At 61.0% G+C, this 26,765-nt stretch carries 25 protein-coding genes; 15 read left to right on the top strand and 10 right to left on the bottom strand.

Translation table 11 applies throughout. The annotated features are described in order from the left end of the window. The first annotated feature begins 168 nt into the window (after window positions 1-168). The 6 genes from rfbB to ACO77H_RS01280 are packed head-to-tail and all read left to right on the top strand — an operon-like array spanning window position 169 to window position 6,715. Entirely contained in the window at window positions 169-1,251 is a 1,083-nt protein-coding gene (gene rfbB, locus ACO77H_RS01305) for a dTDP-glucose 4,6-dehydratase (RefSeq protein ID WP_169953874.1), read from the top strand. Further along, window positions 1,248-2,123, top strand: a complete 876-nt coding sequence (gene rfbA / locus ACO77H_RS01300; protein WP_169953875.1) for a glucose-1-phosphate thymidylyltransferase RfbA — start codon at window positions 1,248-1,250, stop codon at window positions 2,121-2,123. Before rfbB ends, rfbA begins: the two co-directional genes overlap by 4 nt. Then, on the top strand, window positions 2,120-3,010 hold the full coding sequence (gene rfbD, locus ACO77H_RS01295; RefSeq protein ID WP_169953876.1) for a dTDP-4-dehydrorhamnose reductase: 891 nt from the start codon (window positions 2,120-2,122) through the stop codon (window positions 3,008-3,010). Before rfbA ends, rfbD begins: the two co-directional genes overlap by 4 nt. A gap of 35 nt (window positions 3,011-3,045) precedes the next feature. Continuing rightward, entirely contained in the window at window positions 3,046-4,854 is a 1,809-nt protein-coding gene (locus ACO77H_RS01290) for a sensor histidine kinase (protein ID WP_169953877.1), read from the top strand. Then, window positions 4,851-6,233 carry a sigma-54-dependent transcriptional regulator gene (locus ACO77H_RS01285; protein WP_169953878.1) on the top strand — a complete coding sequence of 461 codons (1,383 nt, stop codon included), beginning with the start codon at window positions 4,851-4,853 and terminating at the stop codon, window positions 6,231-6,233. Before ACO77H_RS01290 ends, ACO77H_RS01285 begins: the two co-directional genes overlap by 4 nt. 26 nt (window positions 6,234-6,259) lie before the next feature. Next, the gene (locus ACO77H_RS01280) at window positions 6,260-6,715 is read left to right on the top strand and encodes a thioesterase domain-containing protein (protein WP_432754889.1); all 456 of its coding nucleotides are present in this window, start codon (window positions 6,260-6,262) and stop codon (window positions 6,713-6,715) included. Window positions 6,716-6,858: 143 nt separating this feature from the next. Here the strand turns inward: ACO77H_RS01280 and cysQ are convergent, their stop codons facing one another. Together cysQ and nudE are read right to left on the bottom strand one after the other, a co-directional pair. After that, window positions 6,859-7,695 (bottom strand): 3'(2'),5'-bisphosphate nucleotidase CysQ, encoded by an 837-nt coding sequence (gene cysQ, locus ACO77H_RS01275; RefSeq protein WP_169953880.1) that lies wholly within the window; start codon window positions 7,693-7,695, stop codon window positions 6,859-6,861. Continuing rightward, window positions 7,692-8,258: an ADP compounds hydrolase NudE gene (nudE, locus tag ACO77H_RS01270; RefSeq protein WP_169953881.1), complete on the bottom strand. Its 567-nt coding sequence runs from the start codon at window positions 8,256-8,258 to the stop codon at window positions 7,692-7,694. Before nudE ends, cysQ begins: the two co-directional genes overlap by 4 nt. Window positions 8,259-8,349: 91 nt before the next feature. Here nudE and yrfG point away from each other — a divergent pair, with 91 nt between their 5' ends. After that, window positions 8,350-9,012, top strand: a complete 663-nt coding sequence (gene yrfG, locus ACO77H_RS01265) for a GMP/IMP nucleotidase (protein ID WP_432754888.1) — start codon at window positions 8,350-8,352, stop codon at window positions 9,010-9,012. 127 nt (window positions 9,013-9,139) lie between these two features. Here yrfG and lysM read toward each other — a convergent pair whose 3' ends face one another. Next, window positions 9,140-9,580, bottom strand: a complete 441-nt coding sequence (gene lysM, locus ACO77H_RS01260) for a peptidoglycan-binding protein LysM (protein ID WP_170042345.1) — start codon at window positions 9,578-9,580, stop codon at window positions 9,140-9,142. 134 nt (window positions 9,581-9,714) lie between these two features. On the opposite strand from lysM, the gene ACO77H_RS01255 reads away from it, so the two are divergent. The 4 genes from ACO77H_RS01255 to ACO77H_RS01240 all read left to right on the top strand — a co-directional run bounded on the left by ACO77H_RS01255 (window position 9,715) and on the right by ACO77H_RS01240 (window position 14,587). Beyond that, the gene (locus ACO77H_RS01255; protein ID WP_170058166.1) at window positions 9,715-10,584 is read left to right on the top strand and encodes a LysR family transcriptional regulator; all 870 of its coding nucleotides are present in this window, start codon (window positions 9,715-9,717) and stop codon (window positions 10,582-10,584) included. 115 nt (window positions 10,585-10,699) lie between these two features. Continuing rightward, a complete protein-coding gene (fdhD, locus tag ACO77H_RS01250) occupies window positions 10,700-11,539 on the top strand; it encodes a formate dehydrogenase accessory sulfurtransferase FdhD (RefSeq protein ID WP_170042344.1) in 840 nt (279 codons plus the stop codon). Continuing rightward, window positions 11,536-13,884, top strand: a complete 2,349-nt coding sequence (locus tag ACO77H_RS01245; protein WP_432754887.1) for an FdhF/YdeP family oxidoreductase — start codon at window positions 11,536-11,538, stop codon at window positions 13,882-13,884. Before fdhD ends, ACO77H_RS01245 begins: the two co-directional genes overlap by 4 nt. Before the next feature lie 223 nt (window positions 13,885-14,107). Beyond that, window positions 14,108-14,587 carry a glycine zipper domain-containing protein gene (locus ACO77H_RS01240; protein WP_432754886.1) on the top strand — a complete coding sequence of 160 codons (480 nt, stop codon included), beginning with the start codon at window positions 14,108-14,110 and terminating at the stop codon, window positions 14,585-14,587. Window positions 14,588-14,721: 134 nt separating this feature from the next. Here the strand turns inward: ACO77H_RS01240 and ACO77H_RS01235 are convergent, their stop codons facing one another. The 3 genes from ACO77H_RS01235 to ACO77H_RS01225 all read right to left on the bottom strand — a co-directional run bounded on the left by ACO77H_RS01235 (window position 14,722) and on the right by ACO77H_RS01225 (window position 18,552). Continuing rightward, window positions 14,722-15,153 carry an acyl-CoA thioesterase gene (locus ACO77H_RS01235; RefSeq protein ID WP_170058168.1) on the bottom strand — a complete coding sequence of 144 codons (432 nt, stop codon included), beginning with the start codon at window positions 15,151-15,153 and terminating at the stop codon, window positions 14,722-14,724. A 23-nt stretch (window positions 15,154-15,176) separates the two neighbouring features. Next, the gene (locus tag ACO77H_RS01230) at window positions 15,177-17,114 is read right to left on the bottom strand and encodes a RecQ family ATP-dependent DNA helicase (RefSeq protein ID WP_432754885.1); all 1,938 of its coding nucleotides are present in this window, start codon (window positions 17,112-17,114) and stop codon (window positions 15,177-15,179) included. Between the two features lie 262 nt (window positions 17,115-17,376). Next, window positions 17,377-18,552 (bottom strand): tetratricopeptide repeat protein, encoded by a 1,176-nt coding sequence (locus ACO77H_RS01225; RefSeq protein WP_432754884.1) that lies wholly within the window; start codon window positions 18,550-18,552, stop codon window positions 17,377-17,379. A 478-nt stretch (window positions 18,553-19,030) separates the two neighbouring features. Between ACO77H_RS01225 and ACO77H_RS01220 the strand changes: the two genes are divergently transcribed. After that, window positions 19,031-19,387 carry a DUF1493 family protein gene (locus ACO77H_RS01220; protein ID WP_169954007.1) on the top strand — a complete coding sequence of 119 codons (357 nt, stop codon included), beginning with the start codon at window positions 19,031-19,033 and terminating at the stop codon, window positions 19,385-19,387. A 141-nt stretch (window positions 19,388-19,528) separates the two neighbouring features. Here ACO77H_RS01220 and ACO77H_RS01215 read toward each other — a convergent pair whose 3' ends face one another. Both ACO77H_RS01215 and hslO read right to left on the bottom strand, forming a co-directional pair. Further along, window positions 19,529-21,070 (bottom strand): phosphoenolpyruvate carboxykinase, encoded by a 1,542-nt coding sequence (locus tag ACO77H_RS01215; protein ID WP_432754883.1) that lies wholly within the window; start codon window positions 21,068-21,070, stop codon window positions 19,529-19,531. 179 nt (window positions 21,071-21,249) lie between these two features. Continuing rightward, window positions 21,250-22,152 carry an Hsp33 family molecular chaperone HslO gene (gene hslO, locus ACO77H_RS01210; RefSeq protein ID WP_169953891.1) on the bottom strand — a complete coding sequence of 301 codons (903 nt, stop codon included), beginning with the start codon at window positions 22,150-22,152 and terminating at the stop codon, window positions 21,250-21,252. A gap of 126 nt (window positions 22,153-22,278) precedes the next feature. Here hslO and ACO77H_RS01205 point away from each other — a divergent pair, with 126 nt between their 5' ends. Next, entirely contained in the window at window positions 22,279-23,079 is an 801-nt protein-coding gene (locus ACO77H_RS01205) for a phosphatase PAP2 family protein (protein WP_432754882.1), read from the top strand. Between the two features lie 101 nt (window positions 23,080-23,180). On the opposite strand, the gene ACO77H_RS01200 is transcribed toward ACO77H_RS01205, so the two are convergent. After that, window positions 23,181-23,588: an RNA-binding S4 domain-containing protein gene (locus ACO77H_RS01200; RefSeq protein WP_432754881.1), complete on the bottom strand. Its 408-nt coding sequence runs from the start codon at window positions 23,586-23,588 to the stop codon at window positions 23,181-23,183. Between the two features lie 348 nt (window positions 23,589-23,936). Between ACO77H_RS01200 and ACO77H_RS01195 the strand changes: the two genes are divergently transcribed. After that, entirely contained in the window at window positions 23,937-24,353 is a 417-nt protein-coding gene (locus ACO77H_RS01195) for an ATP-dependent zinc protease family protein (protein ID WP_229689213.1), read from the top strand. Then, complete coding sequence (rimK, locus tag ACO77H_RS01190; RefSeq protein WP_038445187.1) at window positions 24,350-25,255, top strand: 30S ribosomal protein S6--L-glutamate ligase; 906 nt, start codon at window positions 24,350-24,352, stop codon at window positions 25,253-25,255. The genes ACO77H_RS01195 and rimK overlap by 4 nt, the downstream gene beginning before the upstream one ends. Before the next feature lie 136 nt (window positions 25,256-25,391). On the opposite strand, the gene ACO77H_RS01185 is transcribed toward rimK, so the two are convergent. Continuing rightward, window positions 25,392-26,705: an ATP-binding protein gene (locus tag ACO77H_RS01185; protein WP_169953894.1), complete on the bottom strand. Its 1,314-nt coding sequence runs from the start codon at window positions 26,703-26,705 to the stop codon at window positions 25,392-25,394. Between the last annotated feature and the right edge of the window lie 60 nt (window positions 26,706-26,765).

Raw genomic sequence — 26,765 nt, 5'->3', positions numbered from 1 at the left:
ATATCGCCATTGTTAATAGGTCAGATGCAACCCCGACCCCATTGAGATTGTCTTCTTTAAAGCACGCAAGCTGGGCCAATCTGACCACCGCCCCTTGCACGCCCTATCGCAAGCCCGCAAGCTATGCACCATTCGCTCAATGTCCGTCTAAGGAAAAGGCCTCTCGACATGCGTATTCTTGTTACCGGTGGCGCCGGTTTTATCGGTTCCGCACTGATCCGCCATTTGATTCAAAACACTGAACATGAAGTTCTCAACCTCGACAAACTGACCTACGCCGGCAATCTTGAGTCGCTGACCAGCATCGCGACCAACACCCGCTATGAGTTCGTCCAGGCCGATATCATCGACCAGGCCACCGTCAGCGCAGTGCTGGCGCGTTTCCAGCCCCAGGCCATCATGCACTTGGCGGCCGAGTCCCATGTCGACCGCTCCATCGACGGCCCGTCGGACTTTATCCAGACCAACATCGTCGGCACCTACAGCCTGCTTGAGGCCACTCGTGCCTACTGGCAACAGCTGGCAGAGCCGGCCAAGAGCGCCTTCCGCTTCCATCACATCTCCACCGACGAAGTGTATGGCGACCTGCATGGCGTGGATGACCTGTTCACCGAAACCACGCCTTACGCGCCAAGTTCGCCTTATTCCGCGAGTAAGGCGGCGTCCGACCACCTGGTCCGCGCCTGGCAGCGTACCTATGGCTTGCCGGTACTGCTGACCAACTGCTCGAACAACTACGGGCCGTTCCACTTCCCCGAGAAGTTGATCCCGCTGGTGATCCTCAATGCCTTGGCAGGCAAGCCGCTGCCGGTATATGGCGATGGCCTGCAAGTGCGCGACTGGCTGTATGTCGAAGACCACGCCCGTGCGCTGCTCAAAGTGGTCACCGAAGGTGTGGTGGGCGAGACCTACAACATCGGCGGGCACAACGAGCAGAAGAACATCGACGTGGTGCGTGGCATCTGTGCGCTGCTCGAAGAGCTGGCGCCACAGCGTCCGGCCGGCGTTGCCCAGTTCAGCGACCTGATCACCTTCGTCAAGGATCGCCCAGGCCATGACCAGCGCTACGCCATCGACGCCAGCAAGATCGAGCGCGAGCTGGGTTGGGTCCCGGAAGAAACCTTCGAGACCGGACTGCGCAAGACCGTGCAGTGGTACCTCGATAACCTGCAATGGTGCCGCCGGGTCCAGGACGGCAGTTATCAGGGCGAGCGCCTCGGCAACACCGATGCGAAGGACCTGATTGCATGATGAAGGGAATCGTACTGGCCGGTGGCTCCGGGACGCGCCTGCACCCCATTACCCTGGGGGTTTCCAAGCAGTTGCTGCCGGTGTACGACAAACCGATGATCTACTACCCGATTTCCGTGCTGATGCTCGCCGGAATCAAGGAGATCCTCGTGATCTCCACGCCCGTGGACTTGCCGCAATACCGCAACCTGCTGGGCGACGGCAGCCAGTTCGGCGTGCAGATCAGCTACGCAGAGCAGCCTTCGCCAGACGGCTTGGCGCAAGCCTTCCTGATCGGCGAAGCGTTCATCGGCAATGACCCGGTATGCCTGATCCTGGGTGACAACATTTTCCACGGCCAACACTTCAGCGAGCAACTGCGCACCGCTGCCAAACGCCCAACCGGCGCCACAGTGTTCGGCTACTGGGTCAAGGATCCGGAGCGCTTCGGGGTGATTGATTTCGATGGTGAAGGCCGCGCCCTTTCCATCGAGGAAAAACCCGCCAAGCCCAAGTCCAGCTATGCCGTGACCGGCCTGTACTTCTATGACAACGATGTGGTCAAGATCGCCAAGGCCGTCCAGCCATCGCCACGCGGCGAACTTGAAATCACCGACGTCAACAATGCCTACCTCAAGCGTGGCGACCTGCATGTCGAGCGTTTCGGCCGTGGTTTTGCCTGGCTCGATACCGGCACCCATGACAGCCTGCTGGAAGCCTCGATCTATGTTCAGACCATTGAGCATCGGCAGGGCCTGAAAGTGGCTTGCCTCGAAGAAATCGCCTACGAGAACGGTTGGATCGATCGCGACCATTTGCTTGAGCGGGCCAAATACTTTGGCAAGACAGGCTATGGCCAGTACCTGTTCACCCTCGCCGGGGAAACCAAATGACTGGGAGCGGGACACCGTTGAAAATCCTCATCACCGGCCAGCACGGCCAGGTTTCCCGTGAACTGCAACAGCGGCTCCAGGGCCTGGGTGAACTGGTCGTGCTCGGTCGCGACCAGCTCGACCTGGCCAACCCCGAGCAGATCCGCCAACAGGTACGCAGCCATCGCCCGGGGCTGATCATCAACGCGGCGGCGCATACCGCTGTCGACCAGGCCGAGAACGAGCCCGATGTAGCCTTCGCGATCAATGCCACGGCGCCCGGCATCCTCGCCGAAGAAGCCAAGGCCCTGGGCATTCCGTTGATCCACTACTCCACCGACTATGTGTTCGACGGCAGCAAGCCCGCACCCTACACCGAAGACGATGTGCCCAACCCCTTGGGTGTCTACGGCCAGAGCAAGCTGGCGGGCGAGCAGGCCATTGCGGCGGTGGGCGGTCAGTACCTGATCCTGCGTACCAGCTGGGTGTATTCGAGCCACGGCAAGAACTTCCTGCTGACCATGCAGCGCCTACTCCAGGAAAAGCCGCAGATGCGCATCGTCGCCGACCAGATCGGCGCGCCGACCTGGGCCGGGACCATCGCCAACAGCACCCGTGCCCTGATCGAGCGCTGGCAGGCCGGCCAGGCCGCAGACTGGGGTGTCTATCACCTGACGGCCCAGGGCGAGACCTCATGGTTCGGCTTTGCCCAGGCCATTGGCGAGCACCTGCTGGCCGAAGGCAAGGCGTGCGCCGAGCTGGAAGGGATTCCCGCCAGTGACTACCCAACGCCCGCCAAGCGCCCGTTGAACTCGCGCCTGGATTGCAGCCGCCTGCAACAACAATGGCAAGTCGGCCAACCGCAGTGGCGCGAAGCATTGCGCGAGTGTCTTGCACAGCAGCACTAGGCATAATGCGCCTGTACCCTCAGGCGCAGACCTACATGACTCCACCTCTTCCACGAAGACCCCGCTGGCGCAGCCTGGCCTTGCTGGCACTGTGCCTGGCGCCGTTGCTGTGGCCGCTGGAGCATCTGGCCGAGCGCTACTATCGCAGCGAACTGGCCGGGCAGAACCGCCAGACCCTCGACCTGTACGTCGCCAACCTGCTGGGCACCCTGCATCGCTACGAAGTACTGCCGCAGATCCTTGGCGACTTGCCGGCCCTGCGTACCGCCCTGGCAGCGCCCCACGTCAGCACCAACCTGGTCGCGGCCAACCAGTTGCTCAAGGAGGTGGCAGCCCAGGCGGGCGTGGAAGTGATGTACCTGATGGACACCCGTGGCAAGACCCTGGCCGCTTCGAACTGGGACAAACAGGACAGCTTCGTCGGCCGCAACTTTTCCTTTCGACCTTATTTCAGCGAAGCCATGGCCGGGCGCCTGGGGCGCTTCTTCGGCCTGGGCACCACCTCGGCCAAGCGCGGGTATTTCTTCGCCGCTGCGGTGCGTGAAGATGAACATGTGATCGGCGTGCTGGTGGTCAAGGTCGACCTGGACCACACCGAAAGCCTCTGGGGCCAGACTCCCGAGCAATTGCTGGTCACCGACCACAACGGCGTGGTGATCCTGACCTCGCGCCCACAATGGCGTTTTCGTGCGACCCGGCCCCTGACCGAGGCCGAGCGCCAGGCGATCATCGCGATCCAGCCCTATCCGACCCGCGATCCGCAGCCGCTGGTTTTCAGCTCCAGCGCCTGGCTGCGCCAATCCACCGAAATTGCCGAAACCGGCTGGAATGTGGAGATCCTTGCCCCGCGCACCTTGATCGACCGCCCGGTGCGCACAGTGGTCGCCGTCGGCGGCGCGACCTTGCTGGTGCTGATGCTGCTGCTCGGCCTGATGATGCAGCGCCGTCGTCATTACCTGGAACGCATCGCCTTTGAAGCCAAGGCCCGGCGCGAACTGGAAATGCGCGTGGCCGAACGGACCAGCGACCTCGAAGGCCTCAACCGCCGCCTGCGCCAGGAAGTGCTGGAGCGCGAAAATGCCCAGCAGGAACTGGTGCGCGCCCAGGATGACCTGGTGCAGGCGGGCAAGCTGTCGGCGCTGGGCACCATGTCGGCGAGTATCAGCCATGAACTCAACCAGCCCCTGGCCGCCATCCGCAGTTACGCAGAAAACGCCGAGATTCTCCTCGACCACCAGCGCACCGACGACGCCCGCGGCAACCTCAAGCTGATCAGCGAATTGACCGGGCGCATGGCCTCGATCATCGCCCACTTGCGCGCCTTTGCCCGCCGCGACCGGCATGCCCCGGAAAGCGTGGCCCTGCAACCGGCCCTGGACGACGCGCTGGCATTGCTGGCCAAGCGCCGGCGGGCCATGGAAGTGGAACTGATCCGCGACTTGCCAGAGGCATCCCTGTGGGTAGAGGCCGGCGAAACCCGCCTGCGCCAGGTACTGGGCAACCTGTTGGCCAATGCCTTGGACGCCCTGACCGAAAAAGGCCCGCCGCGCAAACTGTGGCTGAGTGCCGAATCCACCGAGCAGGGCGTCAACCTGTACATCCGCGACAACGGGCCTGGGTTCTGCATGGAAGCCCTGGGTCGCGCCGGCGAGCCTTTCTACACCACCAAGACCCGCACCCAGGGCCTGGGGTTGGGCCTGGCCATCTGTGACACCCTGATGCGCGCCTTTGGCGGTGAACTGTTGTTTGCCAACCACAAGGAAGGCGGCGCACTGATAACCTTGAAACTGCGCGCCGGCGCCCCCGGCGTCAGTCTGCAACCGTCCGAGGACCGCAGTGTATGAGTATCGATAACCAGATTCAGGTGGTGTTGATCGACGATGATCCACACCTGCGTCAGGCCCTGTGCCAGACCCTGGACCTGGCCGGGCTGAAAGTCCTGCCCCTTGGCGAAGCCACCGGCCTTACGGCGCGCCTGTCGCGGGACTGGCCGGGGGTGGTGGTCAGCGACATCCGCATGCCCGGCATGGACGGCCTGGAGCTGCTCACTGAGCTTCACAGCCAGGACCCGGAGCTGCCGGTGCTGCTGATCACCGGCCACGGCGATGTGCCACTGGCGGTGCAGGCCATGCGCGCCGGCGCCTATGACTTCCTCGAAAAGCCCTTCGCCAGCGACGCCCTGCTCGACAGCGTGCGCCGCGCCCTGGCCCTGCGCCGGCTGGTGCTGGACAACCGCAGCCTGCGCCTGGCCCTGAGTGATCGCCAGCAACTGAGCACGCGCCTGGTGGGGCAATCGGCGCCGATGCTGCGCCTGCGCGAGCAGATTGGCGCGCTGGCGGCGACCCGCGCCGATGTGCTGATCCTTGGTGAAACCGGCGCCGGCAAGGAAGTGGTGGCACGCGCTCTGCACGACCTGTCGAACCGTCGCACCGGGCCGTTTGTCGCCATCAACGCGGGCGCCCTGGCCGAGTCCGTGGTCGAAAGCGAGCTGTTCGGCCATGAACCGGGGGCCTTTACCGGTGCGCAGAAGCGGCGGATCGGCAAGTTCGAATTTGCCAACGGCGGCACGTTGTTCCTCGATGAAATCGAAAGCATGAGCCTGGATGTACAGGTCAAGTTGCTGCGCCTGTTGCAGGAGCGCGTGGTCGAGCGCCTGGGTGGCAATCAGCAGATCCCCCTGGATATCCGCATCATCGCCGCGACCAAGGAAGACCTGCGCCAGTCCGCCGACCAGGGCCGCTTTCGCGCAGACTTGTACTACCGCCTGAACGTTGCGCCGCTGCGCATTCCGCCCCTGCGCGAGCGTGGCGAAGATGCCTTGATGCTGTTCCAGCACTTCGCCGACGAGGCCAGCAGCCGCCACGGCCTGCCGCTGCACGAGTTGCAGCCTGGCCAACGGGCAATGCTGTTGCGCCATAACTGGCCGGGCAACGTGCGGGAGTTGCAAAACGTCGCCGAACGCTTCGCCCTCGGCCTGGAACTGGCCCTGGACAGCACACCGGACGGCCCGGCGCCGGGTGTGCCGATGTCTACCGGGGGCTTGAGCGAGCAAGTCGAGCACTTTGAAAAAGCCCTGATCGCCGCCGAGCTTGGTCGCCCCCACAGCTCCGTGCGTAGCCTGGCCGAAGCCCTCGGGGTGCCGCGCAAGACCCTGCATGACAAGTTGCGCAAGCATGGGCTGAACTTTGCCGACAGCGGCAACGCTCACACCGATGACGAGTGACCCTTTCCACCAGCCAAGAGACCACCATGAGCCGCGATAGCCGTTACCTGGAATCCATTCTGCACCATGACATCCCCCTGACCCGGGAGATGGGCCTCAAGGTGCTCGACTGGCAGGACCGGCAATTGCGCCTGCACTTACCGTTGCAGGCCAATATCAACCACAAGAGCACTATGTTTGGCGGCAGCCTGTATTGCGGCGCGGTCTTGGCCGGCTGGGGCTGGCTGCACCTACAGCTGCGCGAGGAAGGGATTGAAGACGGGCACATCGTGATTCAGGAAGGGCAGATCAGCTATCCGCTGCCTGTCACCCAGGACGCCACCGCGATTTGCCAGGCGCCGGAGGACAAGGTGTGGAAGCGGTTTTTGGCGACCTACCGGCGCCATGGCCGGGCACGGCTGGCCCTGCAGACGTGGATTGTGAATCAGGGCAGTGAAGAGCAGGCGGTGGCGTTTACCGGGCAGTACGTGTTGCACCGCTAAACCTGCAACACATAAACAATGTGGGCACAGGGCTTATGTGGGAGCGGGCTTGCTCGCGAAAGCGGTGTATCAGTCAGCACTTGTATTGGCTGATACACCGCTTTCGCGAGCAAGCCCGCTCCCACATTTTTGATCGCGGCGGTTTATGACCTTGCCAGCGCCAGCAAACGCTCGCGCCAGGCGGCCTTGGCCGGCAAGGCCAGGAAGAACGGGTTCAGCAGCGACTCGCGCGCCGGGTAGCTGAACGGCTGGCCATTCAACTCCAGCACTTCGCCACCCGCACCTTCCAGCACGCCCTGGGCCGCAGCGGTGTCCCACTGCGACGTCGGCGCCAGGCGCGGATAACAATCGGCGCTGCCTTCGGCCAACAGGCAAAATTTCAACGAGCTGCCGATATTGGCCAGCTTCAACTGCCCCAGCCCTTGGCTCAACCCATCGAGCAAGCGCTCCTGTTCGGGGCTGGTATGGCGCCGGCTGGCGACCACGGTGAACGCTTCGCCTGCGACTGGCTTCTGGCGCACCTGGATCGGCCGGGGCGCGGCATTCACGTCGGAGCGCCACGCCCCAAGGCCGGCGCCGCCGAAGTAGCAGCGGCCACTGGTGGGCATCGACACCACGCCGAACACCACCCGTCCCTGTTCGATCAAGGCGATGTTGACGGTGAATTCTTCACTGCCGCTGATAAATTCCTTGGTGCCATCCAGCGGGTCCACCAGCCACCAGCGCTGCCAACGGGCACGCACGCTCTGGTCAATGTCGGCATCTTCTTCCGACAGCACCGGGATGCTGGGGTCCAGCGCGGTGAGGCCGGCGAGAATCAGGTGGTGGGCGGCCAGGTCGGCGGCGGTGACTGGCGAATCATCGGCCTTGGCTGTCACGGCCACATCGGCGCGCCAATACGGCAGGATGACCTCGCCGGCCTGGCGAGCCAGTTCAATCACGGGGGCGATGTAGGCGTGGCCGAGGAACAATTCGCTCATGGCTGGTAGGCCCCGCGCTGGGTCAGCAGGTCCCGCACCAGGTACAGCGCGGCGAGGGCACGGCCTTCGCTGAACTGCGGGTTCTGCGCCAGTTGCGCCAGTTCGCGCAGGTTGACCCGGTCCACGCGCATCGGCTCGGGCTCGTCGCCCTCCAGGCGTTCTTCGTACAGCTCGGTGGCCAGCACCACCTGGATTTTCTGGCTCATATAGCCGGGGGACAGGGACAGCTCGGTCAAGTGCTCCAACTGCCGTGCGCCGTAGCCTGCTTCTTCCTTGAGTTCACGATCTGCCGCCGCCAGCACATCTTCGCCCGGTTCGATCAGGCCCTTGGGCAAGGACAGTTCATACTCATCCGTGCCACCGCAGTATTCCTCCACCAGCAGCGCGTGGTCAGCGTCGATCATCGCCACGATCATCACCGCGCCATACCCTGCACCCCGGCCCACCAGGCGCTCGTAGGTCCGTTCAACGCCATTGGAAAAGCGCAACTGCACTTGCTCCACGCGGAACAAACGACTACTGGCGACAATTTCGCGGGCGAGGACGGTGGGTTTCTGGCGCATAAAGGGCTCCTTGGCGTGATCGGGTTACTATACCGTGGCTTTTCCGATTGTCTGTGTCGGATGTATTTACTTACCTGCTTGAGAGCCCACCATGCCGCCACTGCCCTGGTCTGATATCGATACCGTCTTGCTGGACATGGACGGCACCTTGCTCGACCTGCATTTCGACAACCACTTCTGGATGGAACACCTGCCCCGGCGCTATGCCGAACTGCACGGGGTGAGCCAGGCCATGGCCGAGATGGAGTTGCAGCCGCTGTTCGAGCGTAACGCTGGCCAGTTGCAATGGTATTGCCTGGATTTCTGGAGCGCCGAACTGCAGATCCCGGTGCGCGAACTCAAGCTGGAAACCGCCCACCTGATCGCCCTGCGACCGGACGCCGATACCTTTCTGGCGGCGATCAAACAGGCTGGCAAGCGCGTGATCCTGATCACCAACGCCCACCGCGACTCGCTGTCGCTGAAGCTGGAACGCATTGAGCTGGCGCCGTATTTCGAGCGGCTGATCAGCTCCCACGACTATGGTTTTGCCAAGGAAAACCCGCAGTTCTGGGACGCCCTGCAAGCGGATATCGATTTTGACCCGGCGCGCAGCCTGTTTATCGACGACACCTTGCCGATTCTGCGCAGTGCGCGGGATTTCGGGGTGTGGCATTTGCTGGCGGTCAAACAGCCGGACAGCCGCAAAGGGCCCAAGGATACGGCGGAGTTCGATGCGGTCGGGGATTACCGGGAATTGATTGTCGGGCTCTAAAACTATGTGTAACACCCCTGTGGGAGCGGGCTTGCCCGCGATAGCGGTGGGTCAGAGCTAGATCTGCTGACTGACACACCGCAATCGCGGGCAAGCCCGCTCCCACATTATTTAGTTGCCTTGGGTATTACTCAGGAATACGCAGCGTCTGCCCTGGGTAGATTTTGTCCGGGTGCGACAACAGCGGCTTGTTGGCCTCGAAGATTTTGTTGTACTTGTTGGCGTCGCCGTACTCAATTTTGGCGATCGCGCTCAAAGTGTCGCCCTTTTTCACCACGACAAAGCGGGCAGCCGCAACAACAGGGCCCGACACGGTGATTTTATCTTCTACGGTAGCCACGCCAGCAATATTGCCCAGCGCCAGCAGAATCTTCTCTTTCTCCTCCTGGGTGGCGACTTCACCGGTCACCGTCACCTTGTCGCCATCCACCGTGGTCTGCACATTCGGGTTACCCAGGCCGACCTTGGCAACGTGATCCTTCAACTGTTCACTCGCGTTCGCATTACCCGGCGTCAACAGATCAACGATTTTCTCGCCGGCTTCTTTGATAAAGCTAAAAAGACTCATAGTGCGCTCTCCTTGGGATTAGGTTTCCAGATGCCAAAGACTAGACCAGTCTTACAGACCTTGGTTCCAGCCCGACCAATGACGCAAACGCGCTAGAATCCCCCCGCTATTGGAATAAGAGCCCCGGAGCGAAGATGGACATCAAACAGCTGAAATTCCTCATCGCCCTCGACGAAACCCGTCACTTCGGCCAGGCAGCCGCGCGCTGCCACATTACCCAGCCGACCCTGTCGATGCGCCTGCGCAGCCTGGAAGAAGAGCTGGAGCTGCCGCTGGTCAACCGCGGCCAGCGTTTCGAGGGCTTTACCGCCCCCGGCGAGCGGGTGCTGGCCTGGGCGCGGACGGTGCTGGCAGCCTACGACGGCCTGCAGGCCGAAGCCGCCGCCTGCCGGGGCAACCTGGTGGGGACACTGCGCCTGGGCGTGGTGCCGCTGTCGAGCTTTGATCCGCTGGCCTTGATGCAACAACTGCACAAGCAACACCCCAGCCTGCGATTTGAGTTATCAGCGTTGAGTTCCGAACAAATCCTCGAGCAACTGGCGAGCAATCGCCTGGACCTGGGCGTGTCCTACCTCGAGCGCCTGGACGCCGAGCGCTTTGACTCCCTGGCCCTGGAAGAAACCCGCATGGGCCTGCTGTACGACCAACGCTTCTTCAGCTTCGGCGAAAAGCCCCTGAGCTGGGAGGCGCTGATCGAACTGCCCCTGGGCATGCTCACCAGTGGCATGCACTTTCGCCAGTCCATCGACCATAACTTCCACAGCCGGGGCCTGACGCCGCGACCTCTGCTGCAAACCGATGCCGTCCATCAGTTGCTGCAGGCCGTGCACGGCGGCCTGTGTTGTGCGGTGATGCCGCTGGATGGCGGCCTCGACGCCCTGACCGAACACCTGCGCCTGCAACCCATCGAAAACGCGCAAACCCTGGCCAAGCTGGGGCTGATCATGCGCCGCAGCGCGCCGCGCTCGGCGTTGGCCGAGGCGTGTTTCGCGCTTTATCAGTAATCGCTGGCAAAGCCTTGATCGACGTCATCTATCGGTAGATCAGTACTGACGATTAGACGCGACCCTTTGTCGCGCCTAGTCTTCACTCTGAACACTTCGCCGGTGACTAGACTTGATGAACGCCCAGCGCCCAGCATGCGCGGCGCCCGCCCTGACAACGCCCGCGCCTGCCGCCAGCCAGAGTTATCAATACTGCAACCTCGACCATACGGAATCGGCCAGCACCGCGCTGGCCGAGGAAGTCGCGTTGGCGATTGCCTATAACGACATCAACCAGGCGGTAATGCTGGTGACGCCCACCGATCTTGAAGACTTTATCGTCGGCTTCAGCCTGGGCAGCGGCATCATCAGCGACATCAGCGATATCTATGACCTGCAACTGAGCGGCGCAGGCTCGGCCCAGTACGCCCAGGTGCAGATCTGCAGCCGCGCCTTCTGGAACCTCAAGCAACAGCGCCGGCAACTGGCCGGCACCAGCGGCTGCGGCCTGTGTGGCGTGCAAGCCCTGGAGCAGGCGCTGCCGGACCTTCAGGTGCTGCCTGGCGCACCGCTGCCGCCTGCTGCCTGGCTGGAGGGCTTACGCCAGCGCATCAGTGCCTTTCAGCCGCTGGGCCAGTACAGCGGCGCGGTGCATGCGGCGGTGTTCATGGATAACCAGGGCGAACTGCTGCTGGGCCGCGAAGATATCGGCCGCCATAACGCCCTCGACAAACTGATCGGCGCCCTGGTCCGCCAGCGCATCCCGACCGCAGGCGGCGTGGCAATTGTCACCAGCCGTTGCAGTCTCGAATTGATCCAGAAAGTCCTGCGCGCAGGCATCCAGACCCTGGTCAGCCTGTCATCGCCCACCGGCCTGGCCCTGCAATGGGCGCGCCGGCATAACCTCAATCTCATCCACCTGCCGCAAAAAAGCGCGCCGCGGGTCTACAGCCCTGCGATGGAGTACCAGCCATGAGCAATCATCACCAAGCCGACCAAACCCCGACCCCGCGCTACAAGCCCTATAAAGGCCCGGCTGGCGGCTGGGGCGCGCTGATCAGCGTGGCGCAGGCGTGGCTGACCAGCGATAACGCGCTGAAAAATATCCGCATGATGCTCAAGACCAACCAGAACGGCGGCTTCGACTGCCCAGGTTGCGCCTGGGGTGACTCGCCGGAAAGCGGCATGGTCAAGTTCTGCGAGAACGGCGCCAAGGCGGTCAACTGGGAAGCCACCAAGCGCCGGGTAGATGCGGCGTTCTTCGCCAAACACAGTGTCAGCGCACTGCTGGAGCAGAGCGACTATTGGCTGGAATACCAGGGCCGCCTGACCGAGCCGATGAGCTATGACGCCCAGACCGACCGCTACAAACCCATCAGTTGGGAGTCGGCCTTCGACCTGATCGGCCAGCACCTGCGAGCCCTGCCAAGCCCGGACATGGCCGAGTTCTATACCTCGGGCCGGGCCAGCAATGAAGCGGCGTACCTGTATCAGTTGTTCGTGCGCGCCTACGGCACCAACAACTTCCCGGACTGCTCGAACATGTGCCACGAAGCCAGCGGCGTGGCCCTGGCGCAAAGCGTAGGTGTCGGCAAAGGCACTGTGACGTTTGATGATTTCGAGCACGCCGACGCGATTTTCGTCTGGGGCCAGAACCCCGGCACCAACCACCCGCGCATGCTCGAACCGCTGCGCGAAGCGGTGAAGCGCGGCGCCCAGGTGGTGTGTATCAACCCGCTCAAGGAGCGTGGCCTGGAACGTTTCCAGCACCCGCAGCACCCGCTGGAAATGCTCACCAACGGCGACAAGCCGACCAACACCGCGTATTTCCGCCCGGCGCTTGGTGGCGACATGGCGATCCTGCGCGGCATGGCCAAGTTCCTGCTGCTGTGGGAGCGCCAGGCCCAGGCCGAAGGCAAGGAGACAGTGTTCGACCACGACTTCCTCAATGAACACACGATCAATGTGCTGGATTACCTGGCCAAGATCGACGACACCTCCTGGGATGAAATCGTCGAGCAATCCGGCCTGAGCCTGGTGGAAATCGAGCAAGCGGCGCGCATGTACGCCAAAGGCAAGAACGTGATCATGTGCTGGGCGATGGGCATCACCCAGCATCGGCACTCGGTGCCGACCATCCAGGAAATCGCCAACCTGATGCTGCTGCGCGGCAACATTGGCCGCCCCGGTGCCGGCCTGTGTCCGGTGCGTGGCCACAGTAACGTGCAGGGCGACCGCACCATGGGGATCAACGAACGGCCACCCGTGGCCTTCCTGGATGCCCTGGAGCGTCGCTTCCAGTTCAAGGTACCCCGGGACAACGGGCATAACGTGGTCGAAGCGATCCACGCCATGCTCGAAGGCCGCGCCAAAGTGTTTATCGGCCTGGGTGGCAACTTCGCCCAAGCGACGCCCGACAGCCCTCGCACCTTCCAGGCCTTGAGCAACTGCGACCTGACGGTGCAGATCAGCACCAAGCTCAATCGCAGCCACCTGGCCCACGGCAAGCAGGCCTTGATCCTGCCGTGCCTGGGCCGCACCGACATCGATATCCAGGCCGATGGCCCGCAAGCGGTGACGGTGGAAGATTCGTTCAGCATGGTGCACGCCTCCAATGGCCAGTTGCAGCCGCTGTCGAAACTGATGAAGTCGGAACCGGCCATTCTCGCCGGCATCGCCGCCGCCACCCTGGGTAGCAAGCCGGTGGACTGGAACTGGCTGGTGGCCGATTACCGCCGCATCCGCGACTTGATCGCCGACACCATCCCCGGCTTCAAGGACTTCAACGAGCGTGTGCAGCACCCAGGCGGTTTCTACCTGGGCAACAGCGCCGGCGCCCGCCGCTGGAATACCCCGTCAGGCCGGGCGAATTTCCGCGCCAACATCCTGCCCAAGGACCTGGTGCATGAACGCACTCGTGCCACTGGCCAGTTGCCCGACCTGATCATGCAATCCATGCGTTCCCACGATCAGTACAACACCACCATCTACGGCCTGGATGACCGTTATCGTGGGGTCAAGGGCCAGCGCGACGTGCTGTTCGTCAACGAAGCCGACATCATCCGCCTGGGCTTCAAGCCGGGGCAGAAGGCCGATATCGTGTCGATCTGGGATGATGGCCGTGAACGCCGGGTCAAGGGTTTTACCTTGCTGGCGTTCGATATTCCGGCGGGGCAGGCAGCGGCCTATTACCCGGAGGTCAACCCGCTGGTGCCGTTGGAAAGCACCGGGGATGGTAGCCATACGCCTACCTCCAAGTTCGTGGCGATTCGCCTGGAAGCGGCCAGCGACAAGGGTTTGATCATGGCCCGAACTGCCTGATCGTCTCCATGGCTGGGAACGATCTTCACGGGCACAAAAAAGGCCGCTTTTGTATAAAAGCGGCCGTTGCGAAGTAACTAAAGACCGGCAAAAACGACTTAAGTTCCCTAGATAAAACAGCAACTTAGCTAATTGTATACAACCTTCACCACTGGTCGGAATTCGATTGTAAGAATATTCCGACAACCTCAGGATCGCGCCGTCATCCCCTTGAGGTTCACCTATGAAGTTCTCCTCGATTCTCTTGTTGTCCCTTGGCCTGGTCAGTGGCGCAGCCATGGCCGGTGGCACCACCGAAGCCGGTGTAGGCGGCGCATTGGGCGGGGTTTTAGGTTCTGTCGTCGGCCAGCAGATCGGCGGCAATACCGGTTCGGCCATTGGTGCAGCCCTGGGCGGCGCTGGCGGTAGCGCAGTAGGCGCAGACAAACGCAGCCGTGGCGAAGCAGCCATTGGCGGTGCACTGGGCGCAGCGGGCGGCAACGTGGTCGGGCGCAGTGTCGGCGGTAGCACCGGCAGCTTGATCGGCGCAGCAGCAGGCGGTGGCGCCGGCGGCGCACTGGGTAACTATATGGGCAACAAGAGCGATGACGACGACCGCCGCGATCGCGGGCGTGATAGCCGTCGCTATGACCGTGATGATCATCGTGGCCGTGGGCATGCTTATGGCCATCGCAAGAACAAGCATCACTACCGTCACCGGTAAACACAGCAAACTCAATGTGGGAGCTGGCTTGCCGGCGATAGCGCAATGCCAGCAACCAATAGGTGGCCTGACACTGCGCTATCGCGGGCAAGCCCGGCTCCCACATTAGCTCTTCATTGTTTCGCAGGCCGCAGTCAGACCGCCAGGTGTTGCAGTGCTTCGCGCAGTACCTGTGGAATCGTCACCGGCTGGTTCGTCGCCCGGTCCACAAACACATGCACAAACCGCCCCGCCGCACAGGCCTCATCCTCGCCGGCCTTGAACACCGCCAACTCGTACTGCACTGAACTGTTGCCCAACTTGCCCACCCGCAGGCCGATATCGATACGGTCGGGAAAGGCAATCGAGGCAAAGTAGTCGCACGCCGAGCTCACCACAAACCCCACCACTTCGCCGTCATGGATATCCAGCCCGCCCTGTTCGATCAGGTAGGTGTTCACCGCCGTGTCAAAAAAGCTGTAGTAGGTGACGTTATTCACATGCCCATACACGTCATTGTCGTGCCAGCGCGTAATGATCGGCTGGAAGTGACGGTAATCGGCACGTTGCGGCATTGAGTCAGGCATGGACAAGTCTCGCTGAAGTGAATTTACAGGTCGCTCAGATGGGTCTCGGCCCAATCCCGCACCTGGGCATACGGATATTCTTCCAGCACGCCAGATCCTGGAATCCCCCGGGCCTTGAGCTTGGTAAACAGCGGCACGCTGATCCCACATAGAAACCGCGTCAGGCGTTCCGCCCCTGGCAGGCTGCCGGTGTGCTGATGATGCCTGTGGATAAAATCCCCGCACAGCCCCTGGAAATTTTTATCCACAAGCGGTGCCAGCCCCGGTGGTGCCGGCAGATGGGCGACCTGGCCATGACACACCGAACAATGCCCGCACTGGCGCGGCGCCTCGGCATCGCCAAAGTACTCCGCCAACCGATAGCCCAGGCAGCGTTCGCTGGCAAACAACGCCAGCATCCCATGGATGCGCGCCACTTCCGTGGCTTCGTGCTGCTTGAAGCCTGTGTATAACTCTTCGCTCAAGGCCTGGGGGTCAAACCCGCTATCGAGCAGGCTGTAGACTTCGGTCATCTGCTTGCTTTCCAACTCGATCAGGCCCTGTTCCTGGAAATAGTCCAGCGCCTTGACCACCCGGCCACGCTCGGCCTGGTGCTGTTGATAAAGCGCGTCGAAATCCACGGTGGCCCAGCTCCTGGCCCGTTTGCACACCTGGATGATCGCGGCGACAAACTGCTGCCGCTCCCCGGAAAAACGCGCCAGCAACACCTCCGGCTCCACCAGGTACTTGAAGCGATACTCGGCATAAAACGCATAGCGCGGTGCAATGACCCCCTTGAGTTCCAATTGCACCAACAAGGTCTTGAGCGGTAGCTCGCGGATGTTGCTCAGCTCTGCCAATGACCTCAGCAGAAACTCCCATTGCCCGTCATCAGCGGCCGCCAGCAGTTCTTCCAGCACCAACCGAATGCCTTCCTGCTCCGGCGTATCGCCGTACACAAAGTTCTCCAGCACATTAAGGCTGTCGCGGTTGGCCAGCACCAGGCACTCGGAAGGCTGGCCATCGCGCCCGGCCCGGCCGATTTCCTGGCTGTAGTTCTCGATGGATTTGGGCAGGTCGAAATGCACAACGTTGCGGATGTCGCTCTTGTCGATACCCATGCCAAAGGCAATGGTGGCGACGATGCAATTGGACTGGCCGCCCATGAACCGGCGCTGGATGCCCTCGCGCTTATCGTGGGGCAAACCTGCGTGATAGGCCTCGGCCTGGATGCCATGGCGATTCAGATGCTCGGCGATCTGCTCGGCGGTTTTCTGCAAGGTGACATAGACGATGCTCGGTTGGTTGGCCCGCTCGCCCATCCACTCCACCAGGCGCCGGCGTTTGTCTGCGCCGCTGACCGGTTCCACCAGCAGGTTGAGGTTGGGTCGATAGAAACCGGTGGTGATCACGTCTGCGGGGGCGATGGCGAACTTGGCCTGCATGTCCGCAATCACCTTGGGTGTGGCGGTGGCGGTCAACAGCAGCGCCTGGGGAATCTTGAACTGGCGCTGGTAGTCGGGGAGCTTGAGGTAGTCCGGGCGGAAATTATGGCCCCATTCGGAAATACAGTGCGCCTCGTCCACCACCAATAATGAAATCGAAACGCTTTGCAAAAAGTTGCGAAAGCGCTCGTTCTTCAGGCGCTCTACGGAAATCATCAGGATCTTCAGCTCGCCGGAGCGAGCGCGGGCCATTACGTCATTGGCCTGATCACGACTTTGCGTCGAATCGATGCTGCCGGCCGAAATACCATGACGCTGCAAAAAGCCCAGTTGGTCCTGCATCAACGCCAACAGTGGCGACACCACCAGTGTCAGGTGCGGCAGCAGCACGGCTGAGAGCTGGTAACAGAGGGATTTGCCGGAACCTGTGGGAAAGATCGCCGCCGCCGAACGACCGGCCAGCACGGCGCTGACAGCCGCCTCCTGGCCAGGGCGAAACTGTGGATAACCAAAGACCTGTTGGAGGGTGTCGTGCATGAGCTGTCACTCCATTGACCGCTGAACAGGCCTAAAACATAGCCCGGTATTTTCAGCGGATCGAAAAAGGTCGCGAGGAAAAGAGAGACAGGATGATACACAGGCTGCGAGGGTGAACCGACAATCTACAGAACACCGCAAAACAAATGTGGGAGCGGGCTTGCCCGCGATAGCGGTGCCCCAGTCGATACTTCTGTTGACTGTTACACCGCTATCGCGGGCAAGCCCGCTCCCACATTTTCAGACCTTTGCTACCGCTCGATCAGCGGTTTTGCACACGCTCAATGGCTTTGTCATACACCGGGTTGGCCTTCTGTTCCTTGGCCAATTGGTAGTGACGCAACGCATCGGCAAACTGCCCGGCCGCTTCGTAGATCCGCGCGATGTTGTAGTAGGACCCGGCACGCACGGTGGCGGCTGTCGGGCCGCTGGCCAGGGCAATCGCCTTGCGGTTGGCCCAGATCGACTCGGCGGTGTTTCCGGCTTTCTGATAGGCCAGGCCGAGATTGCCGTAGGCTTTACCGAAGGAATTATCCAGCTCGATGGCCTGGCGGAAGTAGTCGATCGCCTGGTCCAGGTTACCGGCCTGGTAGGCCGCTTCGCCTTTGAGGTTCAGCTTTTTCGCATCACCCTGTACCGCTGAACTGACCACCACGGCATCCACGGCAACGCTGTCGTTGAGCAGGGGTTTGACTTCGTTGAGCACATCCTTGGCCTCGACCAGCACGCCGGTGAAGGTATTGATGTCCTGGAAGTCACCGCTGCCGGTCATGCGGAACACAGTCCACAAGTTACCGGTGCGATTGGTCGGCACGTAGTAAGTGCGGACCAGGGACTGGCCCATGTACACAAACACCTTGGCCTGGCTTTCGGACAGCGCCGTGGAACCGGTATCGGTGCGGTTGGAGAAGTCATGCACGGCGTACACGTAGCTTTCGCCGTAGTGTTTTTTCTGCAGGGTGATGGTTTCCGGGCCGTAGCTGTCGGTGTCATCCACATCCAGCTCGGCATCGGTGCCGGTCTTGCTGTTGAAGTAGATGTTGTTGCCGGGGAAGATCATGTGGGAGTCGAGGTCCGAAGGCGATCGCCCCCAGGTCAGCACCACACGCAGGCCGTCGAGGTTTTCCATCACCGGGCTGATGGCATAGGTCATGCCTTTGCACGGGCACTTGACCACCAGGTTGGAGTAGCCGGGCTTCTTGATGATCAGCAGGTTGTCGGCACCATCGGCAACTTCGCTGGTGAGAGTGACTTGGCCCTGGGCATTGGTGCGCCCCACCACATTCTGTGCGCCGTTGCGTTGCAACAAGACTTCGGCGTCGGCGATTTTCTGGTCCTTGACCACCGCACTGAGCACCTCGATCGGCAACTGCTCGGCCTGGACCGAAAACGCCACCGCACACAATGACATCGCCGAGGCGACACGAAGCAAACCCATGCTTAACTCCCTTTAAGTAGTGGGCGGAATCGCCCTATAAGATTTTGCGGTGAAACATACGCTGAATTCAGGGGTTTTGCCGGGATTTTATACAGAATGTGACGTGGTTTTTATCCCACCTGCGCCAGGGTGCCCCGCAGCCAAATCGCAAACTTCGGAAGCCTCCGTAGGAAATCGCCAAGCCGGGCCCCATACGCTTCCCAAACTTCCTCCAACCTACACTTGACCCTCTACAGAATCAGCCAACCCTGACCGAAACTAGCGCCTTCGCCATCTGCTCGGTAAAAGTCCGTGAGCGATGCTCAGCCATCAAGCCTCTCAATGCATGTGTACACACATGAGTCCTAGTCCGACGCTCTTCTTACAGTCGGCGATCTTCTTTGCCCTGATCTTGATAGGCTTGGCGCTCTTCATCAGCCGAAACAAACTGCGCCAGCAAGGCGACCATCCCTCTGACCCACTCCCGCGTGCCCCCACCATGAACCTGGCCCCCAACTTCCCCCAAGACCCTGTCATGCAGCAGCTCCTGCAATTGCTGCACGAAGAAATCGGCCTGCCCAAGCACAAGACCATCCGCCTTAAAACCTCGCTCAACTTTGACCTCGGTTGCGACGGCGCAGAAGCCAGGCAGTTTATGGAGACTCTGGAGCAGGCATTTGATCTCGACCTGGGTGACTATGATGCTTATCGTTACTTCAATCCGCCGGTGTTCGATGTATTCCTGAAACACCGCGCCAAGGGCCGTGGCGAGAAGACGCCGCTCACCATCGGCATGCTCTACCTGGCTATCAAGACCCATAGCTGGGATACGCAGACGCTGGAAAACCTGAGCTGAAGAGCGCTGGGGAATTAATGTGGGATGCCTGGTGCCCCGCTTTGTTCTCAGGCTCTTCGCCCGCAAGCCGGGTTCCTACAAAACTGTTTCGCGCACAAAAAAGCCGCCCACTAGGGGCGGCTTTTTAACAGCTACCGAATCTTACAACTTCGGACCCGCTGCCTTGATCGCGTCGCTGACTTCAAACTTCTTGAAGTTCTCGACGAACAGGCCGGCCAGGGCCTTCGCTGCGTCGTCGTAGGCAGCCTTGTCAGCCCAGGTGTTACGTGGGTTCAACAGGCCGGTCTCAACGCCCGGTACGGCCAGTGGCACGTCGAGGTTGATGGTGTCCAGGTGCTCGGTTTGCGCACCGATCAACGCGCCGCTCTGGATCGCGGCGATCACCGCACGGGTGGTCGGGATGTTGAAGCGTTTGCCAACACCGTAGCCGCCGCCGGTCCAGCCGGTGTTGACCAGGTAGACCTTGGAGCCGAAGCCACGGATGCGCTTGATCAGCAGCTCTGCGTATTCGCCAGCCGGGCGCGGGAAGAACGGCGCGCCGAAGCAGGTGGAGAAGGTCGACTTGATGCCGCTGCCCGAACCCATTTCAGTCGAGCCCACCAGTGCGGTGTAGCCGGACAGGAAGTGGTAGGCCGCCTGTTCTTCGTTGAGGATCGACACCGGTGGCAGCACGCCAGTCAGGTCGCAGGTCAGGAAGATCACTGCGTTTGGCTCGCCGCCCAGGTTCTTCTCGGAACGCTTGGCAACGTGCTCCAGCGGGTAGGCCGCACGGCTGTTCTGGGTCAGGCTGACATTGGTGTAATCGGCGTGCTTGGCATCGTCGATCACCACGTTTTCCAGGACGGCGCCGTGCTTGATGGCTTTCCAGATGACCGGCTCGTTTTTCTCGGACAGGTCGATGCACTTGGCATAGCAACCGCCTTCGATATTGAACACCACGCCCTCGCCCCAGCCGTGTTCGTCGTCACCGATCAGGTAACGGCTTTCGTCGGCGGACAGGGTGGTCTTGCCAGTGCCCGACAGACCGAAGAACAAGGTCACATCGCCTTCTTCGCCGATGTTGGCAGCGCAGTGCATTGGCAGCACGTCAGCGGCCGGCAGCAGGAAGTTCTGCACCGAGAACATGGCTTTTTTCATCTCGCCGGCGTAACGCATGCCAGCAATCAGGACTTTTTTCTGGGCGAAGTTGAGGATCACGCAACCATCGGAGTTGGTGCCGTCACGCTCAGGGACGCATTCAAAGTTGGCAACGTTGAGCACTTGCCACTCTTCACGCCCGGCCGGGTTGTACTGGGCCGGGTTGATGAACAGGCAACGACCGAACAGGTTCTGCCAGGCAGTCTGGGTGGTCATTTTCACGGCCAAGTAATGCTCTTCGGCAGAACCTACATGCACGTGGGAAACGAAATGCTCTTGCGCGTTGTTGAAAGCCTCGACGCGAGCCCACAGGGCATCGAACTTGTCGGCCGGGAACTTGCGGTTGATCGGGCCCCAGGCAATGGCAGCCTGGGTGGACGGCTCTTCAACGATGAAACGATCGACCGGCGAACGACCGGTACGGTGACCGGTTTCTACGACCAGCGCGCCAGTATCGGCAAGCACGCCTTCACCGCGCTGCAGGGCTTCTTTGACCAGATCGTCAACACTCAGATCGGTGTATACGGCGTTATTGGCTTGCGTCATGAGGTTCCCCGTCGGCCTATGGCCGAGTGCTCCAAACGTTTTGTAGTAGAAAGTTGCGCACTACTACCGCGAAAAAAGTGGGCCGGATTATGCCAGAAAAGCCCAAAAAGAGTAGGGCCCTCCCGTCAGAACACCTCTAATCCGGCGTTTGTCAGGTGATTTACCTGTGCTTAAACGTTTTAGTGGTGGGTGCCCGAAGGGGTGTCAACGCCAGCGCCAGCGAACAATTGGCCGATATCGGCAGCGTCGAACAGGTAGCGCTGGTTGCAGAACTGGCAATCGATCTCGATTCTGCCGCCGTGCTCTACCGCCAGGTTTTGCGCATCTTCCAGGCCCAGGCTCACCAGGGCATTGCCCGAACGCTCGCGGGAACAGCTGCAGTGGAAACGCAGCGATTGCGCATCGAACAGGCGCACTTCTTCTTCGTGGTAAAGGCGGTGCAGGATGGTTTCGTTGTCCAGGCCCAGCAGCTCTTCAGCGGTCAGGGTACCGGCCAGGGCGGTCAGACCGCGCCAGCTCTCTTCGCGCTCATCCTCATCCTTGATACGGTCCGCCGGCAGCTGTTGCAACAGCAGGCCACGGGCACGCTTGCCGTCCGCGTTGAGCCAGAAACGGGTGCCCACCTGCTGGGACATGACGAAATAGTTGGTGAAGCAGTCGGACAGGGTTTCACCGTCCAGGTCGACAATGCCCTGGTAACGCTGGCCAACGGTCGGGTCGATGGTCAACGCCAGCACGCCGTCGGGCATCAGGTCGGCCAGGGTCGCGTCCGCCGGGATCCGGTCTGCGTCATACCGGGCCAGGCCACGGATTTCGCGGTTGCTGGAGCACTCGATCATCAGCATGGGCACCGGGCCTTCGGAACGGGCCTGGAGAATCAGCAAGCCATCGAACTTCATGGTGCCCACCAGCAGCGACGCGGCGGCCATCAGTTCGCCGAGCAACTGCGCGACCGGCTCCGGATAGGGGTGCTTGGCAAGGACTTCGGCATAGCTGCGCTCCAGGGCAACCAGTTCGCCACGCGCGTCGTTGTCGTCAAAGAGGAAACGTTGGGTGAAGTCGGTATCCGGTAGATCAGTCATAGGTCTGGGTATCTGAATTGATGACAAAGTGATGACAATGTTTCTAAAATTATGCGCTTTAGCACCAATTTGGTGCGATTTTCTTCTGATAGGTGAAGAGAGTTTAGAGCGAAGAGGAAACAGTTTATGAACAATCCGGGTTTGTTCCAAGCCAAGTGGAACCTCGGGCGATTGGCCCTGTGCAATTTACTCGCTCTGGGGCTGCTGTGTTTTTGGCTATGGCCCGCGGGCCAGATGCTTTGCGTGATATTCGACGAATGGCTGTTTCATCTGCTCAACGACCCACTGGCCAGCAACCCGGCCTGGCTGCATGTATGGGCGATCGCCAGCCTGCGCCCCTTTGATGCGGTGGTCGGGGTGATCCTGCTGATGCTGCTGATTCGCGGCGAATGGGTATTCAAGACGATTGAAGTGCGCCAGGCGTTTTTCGGCTTCCTCGCGATTCTGCTGTTGCTGCTGTTTATCCGCATGCTGTTTTCCAAGCTCGCGGCGCAGATGGGCTGGCAGCACAACAGCCCGTCAATGGTGATCAGCGGGGCGATCCACATGAGCGATTACTTCCCTGACCTGGAAAAAACCTGGGAATTGAAGGATCGCTCCAGCCAGAGCTTCCCAGGTGATCATGCTTCGGTGCTGCTGATCTGGGGGATGTTCATGAGCGTGTTTGCCAAGCGCGTTGGCCAGGTTGTGCTGATCTGGGCCCTGGCGCTGCTGTTCATGATGCCGCGCCTGGTGGCGGGTGCGCACTGGGGGCAGGACGACTATATCGGCGGTGTGCTGCTGGCGTTGTTGGCACTGGGCTGGGGTTATTACACGCCGTTTGCGGCGAAGGTGTCGGGTTGGCTGCTGCGCGTGACCGCACCGGTATTCGGGTTGTTGCAACGAGTACCTGTGATCAATCGCTTGAGCGTGATCCGCAACGCCTGACCTGTAGGAGCCGGCTTGCCGGCGAAGAGGCCCTCGACGGCACTGCAACTGTTGCAACCGCCATTGCTGGCAAGCCAGTTCCTACAGCAGATAACCGATATTCAGTCGTCATTGCCGCTGCCGCGAAACTTGAACAGGTCGCGGCGCTGTTTCTTGCTTGGCTTGCCATCGGTGCTCATGCCCAAGGCTCCGGCCTTGCGCATGGCCGCCGCATTCTCGCGCTTGGCAATACTGGCAGGTGTCTCGGTGTACAGTGCCTGGGCTTCGGGTGCGCCACGGCGAACGACGGAAAGCGCCTCGACCAACACCGTTTTTTCATCAAACCCGACGCGGATCTGCAACTCATCACCCATACGCGGCTCCTTGCCTGGCTTGCAGCGCTCGCCACGGCAATGCACCTTGCCGCTCTCGATGGCGGCCTTGGCCAAGGCCCGGGTCTTGTAGAAACGTGCAGCCCACAGCCACTTGTCCAAACGGACTTTTTCGTCCTCTTCCTGCTTTTGAGCCACTTGAATTCCTCGCTCTGAAAAATGTCGCAACTTAACAGTCGAAGCCCTTCGACGCACAAACGCCAAGGCTCACCTAAGATACGCCAGCTGTCAGGCAGTTTCCCCTCAGCCGTGGTTTTTTGTGGCGTGAAGATATCTGTCGCCATTTGGTGAATATTCTGCGTGAATACCGCGAATTCGGCGCCAAGCGCTCGTCAACGTTCCTGGGTTGTCACAATCTGTGAGCAGTAGGACGCTAGTGTCGTGTGACGTCGAAACATTTCTGATTGCCGGTTGTTCATATTGAAGACATTTGACCATTTGACCGTTGTCGGTCTGCGTGAATGGGTGGCACTGCCCGATCTGGGAGTGGCGGGCCTGCGCGCGAAGATCGACACCGGGGCCAGTACCTCCAGCCTGCATGCCACCGAGATCGAGCCTTTTGAGCGTGACGGTGAAAAGTGGGTGCGTTTCACCGCCCATCTGGGCAGCGTGGTGCAACTGCGTCACCGGCGCTGTGAAGCGCCGCTGGTGGCGATGAAAACCATTAAAAGCTCCAACGGCCAGGCGCAGGTGCGCTACGTCATCAGCACCACCCTGGCCCTGGGTGATCGGGTATGGCGGGTGGAGTTCACCCTGGCTTGCCGCAAGACCATGCGTTACCGCCTGTTGCTAGGTTCCAAAGCCCTGATCGACGGCCAGTTGGTGGTCAACCCGGGGCTCAAGTACGTTCAAGACAAGCCGGTGTTCCCGGTCTCTACTATTGCTGCCACAGGTGTTGCATGAAGATCGCTGTGCTGTCGCGTAACCCGCGTCTGTATTCCACCCGTCGTCTGGTCGAGGCCGGCACCGAACGGGGCCATGAGATGGTGGTGATCGATACGTTGCGCGCCTATATGAACATTGCCAGTCATAAGCCGCAGATCCACTACCGGGGCAAACCACTGGAAGGCTTCGACGCGGTGATCCCGCGTATCGGTGCCTCGGTGACCTTCTACGGCTGCGCGGTACTGCGCCAGTTTGAAATGATGGGGGTGTTTCCACTCAACGAATCGGTGGCCATTGCCCGTTCCCGGGACAAGCTGCGCTCCCTGCAATTGCTGTCGCGCCGGGGCATCGGCTTGCCAGTGACTGGCTTTGCCCATTCCCCCGATGACATTCCCGACCTGATCGAGATGGTCAACGGTGCCCCATTGGTGATCAAGGTACTGGAAGGCACCCAGGGCATTGGCGTGGTGCTGTGTGAAACCGCCACGGCGGCAGAGTCGGTGATCGAGGCGTTCATGGGCCTGAAGCAGAACATCATGGTCCAGGAGTACATCAAGGAGGCCGGCGGTGCCGATATCCGCTGCTTCGTGGTGGGGGACAAGGTGATTGCGGCGATGAAACGCCAGGCCAAGCCGGGAGAATTTCGCTCCAACCTGCACCGAGGCGGCAGCGCCAGCCTGATCAAGATTACTCCGGAAGAACGCATGACCGCCCTGCGTGCAGCCAAGGTCATGGGCTTGAGTGTGGCGGGCGTGGATATCCTGCGCTCGAACCACGGGCCACTGGTGATGGAAGTGAACTCTTCACCGGGCCTGGAAGGGATTGAAACCACCACCAACAAGGATGTGGCGGGGATCATCATTCAGCATCTGGAGAAGAACAGCGGGCCGAACATGACCCGTACCAAAGGCAAGGGCTGAAATACTCCCTTTAAGGCAACACAAACCAGTGTGGGAGCCGGCTTGCCTGCGATGACTGACTAACATTCAACATCAATGTCGACTGTTACATCTTCTCGCAGGCAAGCCATTTCCCACATTTGATTTTCGTCGTGGCTTAGACCGCATCTCTTGGCAGCATCAGCCCCAATGGTAAGCGCACTCGCGCCTCCAACCCGCCATCGGCCCGGTTACGCAGTTCGACATTGCCACCATGCATCGAAGCAATCCGCCGCACAATCGCCAGGCCCAGGCCGGTGCCTTTGCCACCACGGGCACGATCACCGCGGGTAAAGGGGTTGAAAATGCCCTCCAGCTCCGCCGGATCGATCCCGGCGCCACGGTCCATGACACTCAGCACCACATAAGGCGCATTGGTGTCACCCGACACATAGGCGGCGACTTCCACCTCGGTCCCCGCGTGATGCAAGGCGTTGCCGATCAGGTTGTTCAGCAGGCGCTTCATCGAGACCCGGCGCAACGCAAAGGGCTGGATCGGCTCCAGGCGCATGTGCACCTGCTCGCCATTCTGGTTGTAGGGCGCCACGACCTCGCGGACCAGGTCGGTCAGGTCCACCTCTTCCACTACCTCGTCACGACCATCGCGGATAAACGCCAGGAACTGGTCGAGAATCGCATCCATGTCTTCGATATCACGGACCATGTCATCGGTCAGGTCGGTATGGTTGCCCATCAACTCCAGGGACAGACGCAAACGTGTTAGCGGCGTGCGCAGGTCGTGTGAAACCCCGGCCAGCATCAGCTCACGCTCACGACCGGCCTGTTCGACATCCTCGGCCATCTGGTTGAACGCGCTGTAGACCTCGGTCATTTCGCTGGGAGTGTCGCTGATCGGCAGGCGCACGCTGCGACCCTGCCCCAATTGCCTGGCCGCAAATACCAGGCGCTTGAGTGGCTGGTTGAGCTGACGCACGAAGATCCAGGCCGACGCAGTGGAAAGCAAGCCAATGGCCAGGAACCAACCGAGCACGTTCCAGATCTTCTGACCCCGCAGCGGGTGGGGATACAACGGCACTTTCAGCCATCCATCCCCCAGGCTCGGGGCTCGCACCCACAAGGCTGGTGAAACATGCATGCGCAGCCGCACCTCAGTGTCTTCGCCCAATTCGGCCTGCATCTGGCGCTGGTAGATCTCGCTGTAGGGCCAATGCTGTTCGCCCTCCGGCACGCCCGCACCCACCACGCGAGTCAAGGTTGCCGCCTTGGCGATTTTTTCACGATTCTCCGGGTCGGCAGCCCAGTAGGCACGCAACGTCAGCGCAACACCGTGACTGTACTGGCGGTCTACCAACACGTCTTCGTTCATCAGCAGGTAAACGAGGGTCAGCGCCTTGGAAAACAGCACGACGATCAGCACCAGCCAAAGGGTGCGGGAGAAGAAACTTTGCGGGAACCACAGCGGGGTTTTCATAGAAGACAGCTAGACACCTGGCAAGAGCGAGCCACGCTCGCAGAATTGCAGACGCCGGGC

The sequence above is a fragment of the Pseudomonas sp. WMBT8 genome (genome assembly GCF_050916005.1).
GTDB lineage: Bacteria > Pseudomonadota > Gammaproteobacteria > Pseudomonadales > Pseudomonadaceae > Aquipseudomonas.
The sequence above is the reverse complement of the archived record's forward strand: the minus strand, read 5'-3'. Positions and strand labels throughout refer to the sequence as shown.

Excerpts from the sequence above, each read along its gene's own strand:
- ACO77H_RS01240 (WP_432754886.1), top strand. The coding sequence starts at position 14,108 with ATGAAGTTCTCCTCGATTCTCTTGTTGTCCCTTGGCCTGGTCAGTGGC.
- lysM (WP_170042345.1), bottom strand. The coding sequence starts at position 9,580 with ATGAGTCTTTTTAGCTTTATCAAAGAAGCCGGCGAGAAAATCGTTGAT.
- ACO77H_RS01215 (WP_432754883.1), bottom strand. The coding sequence starts at position 21,070 with ATGACGCAAGCCAATAACGCCGTATACACCGATCTGAGTGTTGACGAT.
- cysQ (WP_169953880.1), bottom strand. The coding sequence starts at position 7,695 with ATGAGCGAATTGTTCCTCGGCCACGCCTACATCGCCCCCGTGATTGAA.
- nudE (WP_169953881.1), bottom strand. The coding sequence starts at position 8,258 with ATGCGCCAGAAACCCACCGTCCTCGCCCGCGAAATTGTCGCCAGTAGT.
- rfbA (WP_169953875.1), top strand. The coding sequence starts at position 1,248 with ATGATGAAGGGAATCGTACTGGCCGGTGGCTCCGGGACGCGCCTGCAC.
- ACO77H_RS01285 (WP_169953878.1), top strand. The coding sequence starts at position 4,851 with ATGAGTATCGATAACCAGATTCAGGTGGTGTTGATCGACGATGATCCA.
- rimK (WP_038445187.1), top strand. The coding sequence starts at position 24,350 with ATGAAGATCGCTGTGCTGTCGCGTAACCCGCGTCTGTATTCCACCCGT.
- fdhD (WP_170042344.1), top strand. The coding sequence starts at position 10,700 with ATGAACGCCCAGCGCCCAGCATGCGCGGCGCCCGCCCTGACAACGCCC.
- ACO77H_RS01245 (WP_432754887.1), top strand. The coding sequence starts at position 11,536 with ATGAGCAATCATCACCAAGCCGACCAAACCCCGACCCCGCGCTACAAG.
- ACO77H_RS01235 (WP_170058168.1), bottom strand. The coding sequence starts at position 15,153 with ATGCCTGACTCAATGCCGCAACGTGCCGATTACCGTCACTTCCAGCCG.
- rfbB (WP_169953874.1), top strand. The coding sequence starts at position 169 with ATGCGTATTCTTGTTACCGGTGGCGCCGGTTTTATCGGTTCCGCACTG.
- yrfG (WP_432754888.1), top strand. The coding sequence starts at position 8,350 with ATGCCGCCACTGCCCTGGTCTGATATCGATACCGTCTTGCTGGACATG.
- ACO77H_RS01225 (WP_432754884.1), bottom strand. The coding sequence starts at position 18,552 with ATGGGTTTGCTTCGTGTCGCCTCGGCGATGTCATTGTGTGCGGTGGCG.
- ACO77H_RS01290 (WP_169953877.1), top strand. The coding sequence starts at position 3,046 with ATGACTCCACCTCTTCCACGAAGACCCCGCTGGCGCAGCCTGGCCTTG.
- ACO77H_RS01185 (WP_169953894.1), bottom strand. The coding sequence starts at position 26,705 with ATGAAAACCCCGCTGTGGTTCCCGCAAAGTTTCTTCTCCCGCACCCTT.
- ACO77H_RS01255 (WP_170058166.1), top strand. The coding sequence starts at position 9,715 with ATGGACATCAAACAGCTGAAATTCCTCATCGCCCTCGACGAAACCCGT.
- hslO (WP_169953891.1), bottom strand. The coding sequence starts at position 22,152 with ATGACTGATCTACCGGATACCGACTTCACCCAACGTTTCCTCTTTGAC.
- ACO77H_RS01230 (WP_432754885.1), bottom strand. The coding sequence starts at position 17,114 with ATGCACGACACCCTCCAACAGGTCTTTGGTTATCCACAGTTTCGCCCT.
- ACO77H_RS01280 (WP_432754889.1), top strand. The coding sequence starts at position 6,260 with ATGAGCCGCGATAGCCGTTACCTGGAATCCATTCTGCACCATGACATC.
- ACO77H_RS01205 (WP_432754882.1), top strand. The coding sequence starts at position 22,279 with ATGAACAATCCGGGTTTGTTCCAAGCCAAGTGGAACCTCGGGCGATTG.
- rfbD (WP_169953876.1), top strand. The coding sequence starts at position 2,120 with ATGACTGGGAGCGGGACACCGTTGAAAATCCTCATCACCGGCCAGCAC.
- ACO77H_RS01220 (WP_169954007.1), top strand. The coding sequence starts at position 19,031 with ATGAACCTGGCCCCCAACTTCCCCCAAGACCCTGTCATGCAGCAGCTC.